This is a genomic window from Aeromonas sp. QDB56 (assembly GCF_027705505.1).
GTDB classification, from domain to species: Bacteria; Pseudomonadota; Gammaproteobacteria; order Enterobacterales; family Aeromonadaceae; genus Aeromonas; species Aeromonas caviae.
The window spans coordinates 1-10,533 of sequence record NZ_JAPDBZ010000140.1 but is presented as its reverse complement, the minus strand read 5'-3'; the positions used below and the strand labels follow the sequence as shown (position 1 = coordinate 10,533).

Genomic DNA, 10,533 nt, shown 5'->3' with positions numbered 1-10,533 from the left:
CCAGGGCGGTGAAGATATCAAAGACCCGTTTTCCGGTAAATCGCAATGCGGCTCCGCTTAAGTGAACAGCATTGCGCCGGCTGGCGGGCTTTTTCATCATCTGACGGGCCTGGGTGTTGCTATCGGCCCTTGCGCTCCGGCCACCAGGGTGAAGCCCCGATGGCCGGTCTCAGCCCTTGAGCTCCAGCACGGTGGTGAAGCCTCCGAAGATCATGCGGGCGCCGTCAAACGGCATGGTCTGGTGCAGGGGATTGGCGGGGTCCATCCTGGGGTCCTGCATCATCTTGCCCATGGCGTCGTCCCGCACCGCCTTGCTCGGCCACTCCACCCAGGAGAAGACCACGGTTTCATCCTCCCTGGCCGCCACCGCCCGATAAAAGTCGGTCTGCTTGCCGTGGGGCACGTCGTCCCCCCAGCACTCCAGCACCCGGGTGGCGCCGTATTCGAGGAAGATGGGGTCAAACTGCCCCGCATGATCGATCAGGGCCTGCTTGTTGGCCGTCGGCACGGCGAGCACGAATCCGTCCACGTATGACATCAGAGGTTCCTCCAGTGAGTGAGGATCTCAGCATAGCAGCCGCCCATCAGCCCGCGCTCTGCGCCGCCCCGCGCAGCCAGCCATCACAACGAGACCAGCCGCTCCAGATCGCTGCGGGTCAGGCGCTTGCTGTCCACCTTCACGTAGAGGGAGTGTTCCTCGCGCACCAGCAGCACGTCGCTTACCCCCTCGCAGGCGCGGATCCGCTGCTCCAGGGCCGGGGTGGCCTCGACCCCTTCCGGCAGCACGATGCGCAGGCTGCTCACATAGGGGGGCTCGGCCATGGTGAGGCTCACCCCGAGCCAGGCGAGGGCCAGGGCGGCGCAACCGCCAAACACCAGGGGGCCGCCCCCCAGGCTGTAGAGCAGGCCGCCGAGACTGCCGCCGATGGCGACCCCGAGGAACTGACTGGTGGAGTAGACCCCCATGGCGGTGCCCTTGTAGCCCGGCGGAGACTCCTTGCTGATAAGAGACGGCAGCAGCGCCTCCATCACGTTGAAGCCGATGAAGAAGAGCTGCAACCCGGCGAGCAGGCCCCACAGCTGCTGGCCGCTCTGCCAGAACACCAGCTCGGCGGCCAGCATCACCACCACGCACCCGATGAAGACCCGCTTCATCTGGCGGTGCTTCTCGGCATAGATGATGAAGGGCACCACGCTCACGAAGGCGATCAGCATGGTGACCAGATAGGCCTGCCACTGGCTGTCACGGGGCAGGCCCGCACGTTCCAGCAGGGGCGGCAGGGCCACGAAGCTCGACATCAGCAGGGTGTGGACGCAGAGGATGCCGAGGTTGAGTTTGAGCAGGCGAGGGTTGGTGAGCACGGTACGAAAGCTGCCTCGCACCATGGCGGACTCGCGATTTTGCAGGTGTGCCGCCGGGGTCGGCACCACCCAGAGCACCATGGCGATGGCGGCCAGGGCCAGCAGGGCGATGAGCCAGAAGAGGCCGGACAAGCCCAGGGCATGGGTGATGAGGGGGCCGGTCACCATGGCGATGGCGAAGGTGATGCCAAAGCTCACCCCGATGAAGGCCATCGCCTTGGTGCGATTCTGCTCCCGGGTGAGATCCGACAGGAGCGCCATGACGGCGGCGGAGATGGCGCCGCTCCCTTGCAGGGCACGGCCGACGATGACCCCCCAGATGGCGTCGCTCAGGGCGGCGATGACGCTGCCAAGGGCAAACATCAGCAGGCCGCCGACGATGAGGGGCTTGCGCCCCACCTTGTCGGAGAGCAGGCCGAAGGGGATCTGGAACAGGGCCTGGGTCATGCCGTAGATGCCGATGGCAAGCCCGATGAGCGCCTCGGAGGCGCCCGCCAGGGACATGCCGTAGGTGGTCAGCACCGGCAGCACCATAAACATGCCGAGCATGCGCAGCGAAAAGACGGAGCCGAGCGCCCAGGTCGCGCGTCGCTCGCCCCTCGTCATGGTGAAATCATTCATGAGGGCCTCGATGAGTCAAAAAGAAGAGAGAAAGAAAGGGGTGACAGGCGCCCGGCCGCCCCGAAAAATCGGCGATGCCCCTCGCAGGGCGGCGCCCATAATAGCAGAGCCGGGAAGATTCCCGGCTCTGGATTTCATGCATTTCAGGGGTGCAGTTCACACTATCAGGGCAGCATGCTCACCAGCACCGGCGCTGCGTCCGGCTGGAAGTCCACCGACATCATCACGCTCAGGCAAGTAATGGTGACGATGGAGAACATGAACAGCTTGCGCGCCCAGAGGGAGTCGTCCACCGCCGCTTTGTAGCCCGACAGCGCCATCCCCAGCCACCAGACGCTCACCGCGGTGGCCACCACCAGATACTTGTACCCGGCGTAGCCGCCGAGGAACAGCATCAGGGTCGGCACCATGAACGCCAGGATGTAGAGGGTGATGTGGAGCTTGGCCACCGGGATCCCCTTCACCACCGGCAGCACCGGGATGTTGGCAGCCTGGTAGTCCTTGAAGCGGAAGATGGCGATCGCATAGGAGTGCGGCATCTGCCACAGGCTGAAGATCGCCAGCAGGATCAGTGCCCCCGAGTCGAACTGCCCGCTCACCGCGCAGTAGCCGATGACCGGCGGCGCGGCGCCGGAGAGGCTGCCGACCAGGGTGCCATAGACCGAGTGGCGCTTCATGTAGAGGCTGTAGACCCCCACATAAACCAGGAAGCCCAGCACCGCCAGCAAGGCGGCCAACGGATTGGCCGCAAAGTAGAGCAGTGCAATGCCCGCAACGCCCAGCGCCGTCGCATACCAGAGGGAGACACCGGGGGCGATGAGCCCCCGCACCAGGGCACGGTTCTTGGTGCGCTCCATGATGCAGTCGATGTCCCGGTCGATGTAGTTGTTGAACACGCAACCGGAGGCCACCACCAGTGACACCCCCACCATGGTCAGGATGAACAGGGGCACATCCAGGCTCCCCTTCGAGGCCAGCAGGAATCCCCCGATAACCGAGATGAGGTTGCCGAAGATGATGCCCGGCTTGGTCACTTGCAGGTATTGCTTCATCATCATCAACCCGCTCAGTGAACCATCATGTTGATGTTGAGGTTGTACATGATCCACAGGGAACCCACGACCACGATGGCGATGATGAGCACGGTAAAGACCAGTGCCACCAGGTTCCAGCGCTCCTCGGAGGAGGTGTTCATGTGCAGGAAGTAGACCAGGTGTACGAAGATCTGCACCACCGCCATGGCCACCACGGTGCCGAGCACCACGGCGTGGGAGGCGGAGCCGTCCATCACCATCCAGAACGGCACGGCGGTCAGGATGAGTGACAGCACGAAGCCGATCATGTAGGACTTGACGCTGCCGTGGCTGGCGCCGTGATTGTCAACGGAATGACTCATTTACATGACCCCCATCAGATAGACCACGGTGAAGACGCAGATCCATACCACGTCGAGGAAGTGCCAGAACAGGCTCAGGCACATCAGGCGAGTGCGGTTGCGCTCGGTCAGCCCCTTCTTGGTGATCGACACCATCATCACGATGATCCAGAGCAGGCCGCTGGTCACGTGGATACCGTGGGTCCCCACCAGGGTGAAGAAGGCAGAGAGGAAGCCGCTGCGATCCGGGCCCGCCTCGTGCACGATCAGGTGATGGAATTCGTAGATTTCCATCGCGATGAAGCCGGCCCCCAGCAGGAAGGTGACGAACAGCCAGGTGTTGACCGCCGCGACCTTGTTCTTGTTCATGGCCAGCATGCCGAACCCGAAGGTGATGGAGCTCAGCAGCAGCAGCATGGTTTCGGCGAACACGAACGGCAGTTCGAAGATGTCCTTGCCGGTGGGGCCGCCGGCAGTGCCGTTGACCAGGACCGCATAGGTCGCGAACAGGGTCGCGAACAGGATGCAGTCACTCATCAGGTAGATCCAGAAACCGAATACCTTGGTGGCACCGGCATCGTGGTGCCCATCCTCATGAGCACCGTGAGAGTGATGTAGTACGTCAGTCGCCATGGAATTAAGCCACCTTGTTGATGTTGTCGAAATGCTGACCTTCGATGCGCTCGATCTCGTCAACCTGTACGTAGTAGTCCACATCGTCGTTGAAGCTGTGGATGATCCAGGTGGCGATCATGCCGATGAAGCCGGCGATGGCCATCCACCAGATGTGCCAGATCATGGCAAAGCCGAACACCACGCTGAAGGCGGCGATGATGACACCGGCACCGGAGTTCTTCGGCATGTGGATGGGGGCATACTGGGCAGGCTTCTTGTAAGCGCTGCCGTCAGCCTTGGCTTCCCAGAAGGCGTCCAGACCGGTGACCTTCGGCTCGATGGCGAAGTTGTAGAACGGCGGCGGAGAGGACGTCGCCCACTCCAGGGTACGGCCACCCCAGGGATCGCCGGTCAGGTCGCGGTTCTTCTCGCGGTCGCGGATGCTGACCACGATCTGGATGACCTGGCACAGCACGCCCAGGGCAATCAGACCGGCACCGCAGGCGGCGACCACCAGCCAGCCGTGGAACTCGGGATCGATGTTCTGGCTGACACGACGGGTCATGCCCATGAAGCCCAGCACGTAGAGCGGCATGAAGGCCACGAAGAAGCCGGTGATCCAGCACCAGAAGGCACGCTTGCCCCAGACGTCATCCAGCTTGAAGCCGAACGCTTTCGGGAACCAGTAGGTGATACCGGCGAAGCAGCCGAACACCACGCCGCCGATGATGACGTTGTGGAAGTGGGCGATGAGGAACAGGCTGTTGTGCAGCACGAAGTTGGCGGCCGGCACGGAGAGCAGTACCCCGGTCATGCCACCCACGGTGAAGGTGATGATGAAGCCGACGGTCCACAGCATGGGCGAGGTGAACTCGATGCGACCGCGGTACATGGTGAACAGCCAGTTGAAGATCTTCACTCCGGTCGGGATGGAGATGATCATGGTGGTGATGCCGAAGAAGGCATTCACGTTGGCGCCGGACCCCATGGTGAAGAAGTGGTGCAGCCAGACGATGAACGACAGCACGGTGATTGCCACGGTCGCCCACACCAGGGAGGTGTAACCGAACAGCTTCTTCTTGCAGAAGGTCGCTACCACTTCGGAGAAGATCCCGAACACCGGCAGCACCAGGATGTACACCTCGGGGTGACCCCAGGCCCAGATCAGGTTGATGTACATCATCATGTTGCCACCCATGTCATTGGTAAAGAAATGGGTACCCAGGTAGCGGTCTGCGGTGAGCAGGGCGATGGTGACGGTCAGGATCGGGAAGGAGGCGATGATCAGGATGTTGGCACACAGGGCGGTCCAGGTGAAGACCGGCAGGCGCATCATGGTCATGCCAGGGGCACGCATGCGGATGATGGTGGCGAAGAAGTTCACGCCGGTCAGCAGGGTCCCCAGACCCGAAATCTGCAGACTCCATATCCAGTAATCGACCCCGACCCCGGGACTGAACTCCAGCCCCGATAAGGGCGGATAGGCCAGCCAGCCGGTCTGGGCGAATTCACCGACCCCGAGGGAGACGTTGATCAGCACCACGGCCGCGGCGGTGAACCAGAAGCTCAGGTTGTTCAGGAAGGGGAAGGCCACGTCACGGGCACCGATTTGCAGCGGCACCACGATGTTCATCAGACCGATCACCAGCGGCATGGCCACGAAGAAGATCATGATGACGCCGTGGGCGGTGAAAATCTGGTCGTAGTGATGGGCGTTCAGGTAGCCTTCGCCACCCCCGGAGGCGATGACCTGCTGGCCACGCATCAGCACGGCGTCGGCAAAGCCACGCAGCAGCATGACCATGCCCAGAATGAGATACATGATACCGAGGCGTTTGTGGTCGACCGAGGTCAGCCACTCTTTCCACAGGTATTGCCACTTGCCGTAGTAAGTGATGAGACCGGCGATGGCCAGGCCCCCCAGAATGATACCGGCTATCGTGACCATGATGATGGGTTCATGGTACGGAATAGCCTCGAGTGTCAATTTTCCAAACATCGATTATTCCTCGGATCCTGCTTTCACACTCTTGTCGGCCGACATGGCCATGTGTCCGGCATGGGCGTCATGGTTCATGGCCTGGTTCTCCATGGCGTCCTCTTGCGAGGCCTCATGGTTCATCCCTTCGTGGTCCATGGCACCCGCTTTCGGGGCGGCGTCATGGTTCATGGCCTCGTGGTTCATGCCCTCGTGATCCGCGGAGCCCGCAGCCGGGGTGGCGTGACCACCATGGGACATGCCGCCCATGAACTTGTTGATGATGTTGACGAACAGCTTGGGATCGGCGCTGGCGAAGTACTCCACCGGGTGGTTTTCGCTCTTCTTGGCCAGGGCATTGAACTCATCCATGGTGCTCAGGGCCTTGGAAGAGGCCTTCACCTTGGCTACCCAGGCGTCGAAACCGGCTTGGTCCTGGGTCGCGATGACCTTGAACTTCATGCCGGAGAAACCGGCACCGCTGTAACCGCCGGAGATGCCCTTGTACTCGCCCGCTTCGTTGGCAATCAGGTGCAGCTTGGTCTGCATGCCGGCCATGGCGTAGATCTGGCCGCCCAGTTGCGGGATGAAGAAAGAGTTCATCACGGTGTCGGAGGTCACCCGGAAGTTGACCGGGGTGTTGACCGGGAAGGCCAGCTCGTTGACCGACGCAATGCCCAGCTCCGGATAGACGAACAACCACTTCCAGTCCAGGGAAATGACATCCACCTGAACCGGTTTGACGTCCGATTCTAGCGGCTTGTAGGGGTCGAGGGAGTGGGAAGTTTTCCAGGTGATCACCGCCAGGATGACGATGATGATGACGGGTACAGTCCAGACGACTGCCTCAATCTTGTTGGAGTGGGCCCAGTCCGGCGCATAGGTGGCACTTGTGTTGGACGCCCGGTATTTGTAGGCGAACGCCACCGCCATGACAATCACGGGCACCACCACGATCAGCATCAAGCCGAGTGCGGTGAGTATCAGTGACTTCTGCTCCACACCGACCTGCCCCTTGGGGCTCATCAGTGCCATGTCGCAGCCACTCAGCAAGCTGGCGGTCGCGAGCAGCAGCAAAGCGCCCAAGCCCCTCTTCACATCAAAGATGTCTCATGCAATGTCCTCATCTTTTGAAGGCTTATTGGTATAAAAAAATGCAGCATTTTATTGCATCAGACCAGCATGTGAACAACATGAAAAATTAATCCCAAAAATGTTCAAAAGGTGATGGAAAGCGGTATCAGATGTTAATCCCTTGACAATGACCAATTTATTCAAGTTACACCGCGGCAATTCATCTTCCGTTAATCTTTCGCGCCACCAAAAGTGACCACCAATTAACCAAAAAGATCCATCTGGTCTGTTTTTAACCCGCCATTGCGATCAAAAAAGAGCCATACAGCCCCTTTTCGACTCACAGGTCATTTCTCCACACCTTGATCTGGATGGGTATTTTTCGGGGAAGATTAAAAAAATAATTAATCAAACGAATGTGTGATTAACTTCCCGTCCCCCGACAACGGTCGCAACCCCTGGCGCCAGAAGGCACACTTCGTAACAAAACGGGCCCTTGTGCGGGTCCGTTGACAATCGTTTTCTCTCCCTCACTCGGAGTCGGAGTCAGGAGTGATCGTGTTCCATCCGGGTCGCCACGGCGATCCGGTTCCAGGCGTTGATGGTGACCACCTGCATCAGACACTGGGCTAGCAGGGTTTCCCCCAGTTGGGCCAGCGCCGCCTAATAGGTCTGCACCGTGAGCCCCTTGTCGGCGATCAGGGTCACCTCGTCGGTCAGGGCCAGCACCGCCCGCTCCCGGGCGTCGAACAGCGGCGACTCCTGCCAGGCGGCCAGCGCCAGCAGACGCTGGGCGCTCTCCCCGTGCTTCATCGCCACGTCGGAGTGCATCTCGATGCAGTAGGCGCAGCCGTTGATCATGGACCCCGGATGGGGCGGTGAGCTGATTGTTCACTTTTTCATTTTTGATTAGAATATCGTCATAACCTGCAACAGTTTTGCGTTTATCGCAAAGGTTAATCCATGCTGGATCGCATCCGCATCCTGGCCCAGGTGGTGGAATCGGGCAGTTTCTCCCGTGCCGCCCGCGCCCTCAACCAGGCCCCCTCCTCCGTGACCCGTGCCATCGACGCCCTGGAGCAGCAGCTCGGGATCCCGCTCTTCAAGCGCAGCACCCGCCAACTGGTGCTGACCGAGCAGGGCGCCTATTTTCTCGCCCGCTCCCTGCCCCTGCTGGAGGAGGCGGATCAGCTGGTGCAATCCCTGCAACCCCTCTCGGTGGCGCCAGAGGGGCCGCTGCGGGTCTCGGTGTTCGAGAGCTTCGGCGCGTCCTGGCTCTCTCCCCGCCTGCCCGACTTCCTCGCCCGCTACCCCGGGGTGCGCCTGGAGGCTGCGCTGGACAACCGCATGGTGGATCTCGATGCCGAGAACGTGGACGTGGCGGTGCGCATCGGCAAGCCCGCCGACAGCAGCCTGCACACTCGTCATCTGCTCACCAACCGCTCGCTGCTGGTCACCTCCCCCGCCTATCTGGCCCGCCATGGCGAACCCGCCCATCCCGCCGAGCTGGCCCACCACAACTGCCTCATTCGCGGCCATGGGCGCCAACGCCAGCACTGGTACTTCCAGCAGGGCACGGAGCGCGAGAAGGTGGCGGTGCAGGGCAACCTCGCCTCGGTCGGGGGCACGCCCCTGCTCTGCGCCGCCCTCGCGGGGTCCGGCGTGCTGCTGCTGTCGAGTTGGATGGTGCAGCAAGGCATCGACGAGGGCACCCTGCTGCCGCTGCTGCCAGAGTGGCTCGCCTCCCCCTACGAGGATCGCCAGGACGAGATCCACGCGGTGTTTCGTGGCGGCCGCTTCCTCAAACCCCAGACCCGCGCCTTCATCGACTTTCTGGTCGAGGCGATCAGGCCCCTGCAAGGGCCGCGCTGACCGCAACAGAGCCTCCTGGCGAAACGCTGAAAACGCAGACGCCGGGCACAGGGCCCGGCGTCTGGAAATGAGGGTCGCCACGGCGACCGCTCAGCGTGATTTTCGCCCGTCAGGGCTTGGGGAGAGCCCCCGGTAATCCCCGTAGGGGAAGATGTTGCGCAGGCGCTGGGCCACGGGCTCGGGGATGGAGCGGGAGAAGACCAGCCTCACCCCGTTGCCGTCCCGCAGGCCCAGGATGCGTCCGCGCACCGGCTCATGGTGCAGGATCTGGGTCGCCTGGGTCACAAAGCGCGGCGGCACCGAGCCCCGCTTCACCACCACCTTGCCCGGCGCGAGCCGGACCTCGAAAAGGGCGCCGCGCCCCAGCGTCATCAACCACCCGATCAGGGCTATCGCCACCAACAGAGACAACCAGGCCATTGCGTCTTCCTCCCGTCAACCCGATATTCGCCAGTATAACCGGGGGCGCCTCACCATGACCCGGCCGCCATCACGCTTTCACTCACTGCCGGGCCTTATCGGCGCCCCTTGCCCCAGGCCACCAGGGTATCCCGATAGAGGGCGAGCAAGGCCTGATCCCGCACCGCGACCCCGACCTGCTGGGCCGGGCAGTCGGCCCACTCGTCATGGGGATGGCGGGTGTCGTCAAATTTTTGCAGGGTATGGCCGATGGCGGGCCCCTCGGTGATGACCCGCACCGGCCCCTTGCGCAGGGTGAACAGCGCAGGATCGATCACATAGGCGATGGCGGAGGGATCGTGCACATGGCACCCCGCCATGCCGATGCGCTCGGAATAGAAGCGCAGGTAGAAGCGGCTGACATCCCACAGGAAGCGGCCCGGCTCCCCCGCATCGTCCCGCAGGGCATCCAGATAGTCGGCGGTGAAGATGCTCTGCTGGGTGACGTCGAGCCCGATGATCACCAGGGGCCAGGGGGCGGTGAAGACCCGGTCCGCCGCATCGGGATCGTCGTGGATATTGGCCTCGGCATAGGGGGTCACGTTGCCGCGATGGCCGTTGACGCCAAAGGCACCGCCCATCACGACCACTTCTTTCACCAGGGCGGCTACTTCGGGGGCCGCCTCGAGCGCCAGCGCCAGGTTGGTGAGGGGACCGATGGTCACCAGGGTGATCTCGCCGGGATGGGCCTTCACCGTCTCGACGATGTATTGCCAGGCCGGGCGGGGATCCGGGATGAGGGTCACCTCCCCCGCCTGGACGTCGCCAAAGCCGCTCGGGCCGTGCACCACCGTCGTCGGCCCCACGGGCTCGCGCAGCAGCGGCGCGGCGGCGCCCCGGGCCACGTCCGCCTTCATGCCATATTTTTGCTTGAGCCAGAGGGCGTTGCGGGTGCCATTTTCGATGGTGGCATTGCCAAACACCGTGGTGATGGCGAGCAATTCGATGGCAGGGTGCGCCTCGGCAAACAGAATGGCCATGGCATCGTCGATGCCGGGATCGGTATCCAGAATGATCTTGTGGGTCTTGACATCCTCCCCCACCTTAGCGCTTCGCGTCACAGGAGGGGGATTCCCATTACTGGGTGATAGCTGCTCGCACAGTACCGGGTTCCTGCTTCATCGGGCGGCCTGATTGCACCACGCCTCCACAGGCTAAAACGGCGTGTCCCGCCGCT

General features: G+C 62.2%; 11 protein-coding genes. 1 reads left to right on the top strand and 10 read right to left on the bottom strand.

The window, feature by feature from the left end:
- Positions 1 to 169: 169 nt before the first annotated feature.
- The 8 genes from OKB81_RS17000 to OKB81_RS16965 form a co-directional block, all read right to left on the bottom strand.
- On the bottom strand, positions 170 to 538 hold the full coding sequence (locus tag OKB81_RS17000) for a DUF1428 domain-containing protein (RefSeq protein ID WP_010673687.1): 369 nt from the start codon (positions 536 to 538) through the stop codon (positions 170 to 172).
- Between the two features lie 83 nt (positions 539 to 621).
- Positions 622 to 1,983 (bottom strand): MFS transporter, encoded by a 1,362-nt coding sequence (locus tag OKB81_RS16995; protein WP_052815585.1) that lies wholly within the window; start codon positions 1,981 to 1,983, stop codon positions 622 to 624.
- Positions 1,984 to 2,147: 164 nt separating this feature from the next.
- Positions 2,148 to 3,041 (bottom strand): heme o synthase, encoded by an 894-nt coding sequence (gene cyoE / locus OKB81_RS16990; protein ID WP_010673685.1) that lies wholly within the window; start codon positions 3,039 to 3,041, stop codon positions 2,148 to 2,150.
- 8 nt (positions 3,042 to 3,049) lie between these two features.
- Positions 3,050 to 3,379 (bottom strand): cytochrome o ubiquinol oxidase subunit IV, encoded by a 330-nt coding sequence (locus OKB81_RS16985; protein WP_010673684.1) that lies wholly within the window; start codon positions 3,377 to 3,379, stop codon positions 3,050 to 3,052.
- A complete protein-coding gene (locus OKB81_RS16980) occupies positions 3,380 to 4,075 on the bottom strand; it encodes a cytochrome o ubiquinol oxidase subunit III (protein ID WP_080989981.1) in 696 nt (231 codons plus the stop codon).
- Positions 3,996 to 5,972 (bottom strand): cytochrome o ubiquinol oxidase subunit I, encoded by a 1,977-nt coding sequence (gene cyoB, locus OKB81_RS16975; RefSeq protein ID WP_041211612.1) that lies wholly within the window; start codon positions 5,970 to 5,972, stop codon positions 3,996 to 3,998. Before cyoB ends, OKB81_RS16980 begins: the two co-directional genes overlap by 80 nt.
- A 3-nt stretch (positions 5,973 to 5,975) precedes the next feature.
- Positions 5,976 to 7,037, bottom strand: coding sequence for a cytochrome o ubiquinol oxidase subunit II (cyoA, locus tag OKB81_RS16970; protein WP_052815588.1), 1,062 nt, complete (start codon positions 7,035 to 7,037; stop codon positions 5,976 to 5,978).
- A gap of 651 nt (positions 7,038 to 7,688) precedes the next feature.
- A complete protein-coding gene (locus tag OKB81_RS16965) occupies positions 7,689 to 7,886 on the bottom strand; it encodes a carboxymuconolactone decarboxylase family protein (RefSeq protein ID WP_223917181.1) in 198 nt (65 codons plus the stop codon).
- Positions 7,887 to 7,988: 102 nt separating this feature from the next.
- On the opposite strand from OKB81_RS16965, the gene OKB81_RS16960 reads away from it, so the two are divergent.
- Positions 7,989 to 8,897 carry a LysR family transcriptional regulator gene (locus tag OKB81_RS16960; RefSeq protein ID WP_052815582.1) on the top strand — a complete coding sequence of 303 codons (909 nt, stop codon included), beginning with the start codon at positions 7,989 to 7,991 and terminating at the stop codon, positions 8,895 to 8,897.
- Positions 8,898 to 8,987: 90 nt separating this feature from the next.
- On the opposite strand, the gene OKB81_RS16955 is transcribed toward OKB81_RS16960, so the two are convergent.
- The gene (locus OKB81_RS16955; RefSeq protein WP_039039207.1) at positions 8,988 to 9,317 is read right to left on the bottom strand and encodes a DUF3634 family protein; all 330 of its coding nucleotides are present in this window, start codon (positions 9,315 to 9,317) and stop codon (positions 8,988 to 8,990) included.
- 95 nt (positions 9,318 to 9,412) lie between these two features.
- Positions 9,413 to 10,417 (bottom strand): nucleoside hydrolase, encoded by a 1,005-nt coding sequence (locus tag OKB81_RS16950; RefSeq protein WP_370736853.1) that lies wholly within the window; start codon positions 10,415 to 10,417, stop codon positions 9,413 to 9,415.
- Between the last annotated feature and the right edge of the window lie 116 nt (positions 10,418 to 10,533).

Coding starts and splice junctions, on each gene's coding strand:
- OKB81_RS17000 (WP_010673687.1), bottom strand. CDS start 538: ATGTCATACGTGGACGGATTCGTGCTCGCCGTGCCGACGGCCAACAAG.
- OKB81_RS16995 (WP_052815585.1), bottom strand. CDS start 1,983: ATGAATGATTTCACCATGACGAGGGGCGAGCGACGCGCGACCTGGGCG.
- cyoE (WP_010673685.1), bottom strand. CDS start 3,041: ATGATGATGAAGCAATACCTGCAAGTGACCAAGCCGGGCATCATCTTC.
- OKB81_RS16985 (WP_010673684.1), bottom strand. CDS start 3,379: ATGAGTCATTCCGTTGACAATCACGGCGCCAGCCACGGCAGCGTCAAG.
- OKB81_RS16980 (WP_080989981.1), bottom strand. CDS start 4,075: ATGTGGACTACTACGTACAGGTTGACGAGATCGAGCGCATCGAAGGTC.
- cyoB (WP_041211612.1), bottom strand. CDS start 5,972: ATGTTTGGAAAATTGACACTCGAGGCTATTCCGTACCATGAACCCATC.
- OKB81_RS16965 (WP_223917181.1), bottom strand. CDS start 7,886: ATGATCAACGGCTGCGCCTACTGCATCGAGATGCACTCCGACGTGGCG.
- OKB81_RS16960 (WP_052815582.1), top strand. CDS start 7,989: ATGCTGGATCGCATCCGCATCCTGGCCCAGGTGGTGGAATCGGGCAGT.
- OKB81_RS16955 (WP_039039207.1), bottom strand. CDS start 9,317: ATGGCCTGGTTGTCTCTGTTGGTGGCGATAGCCCTGATCGGGTGGTTG.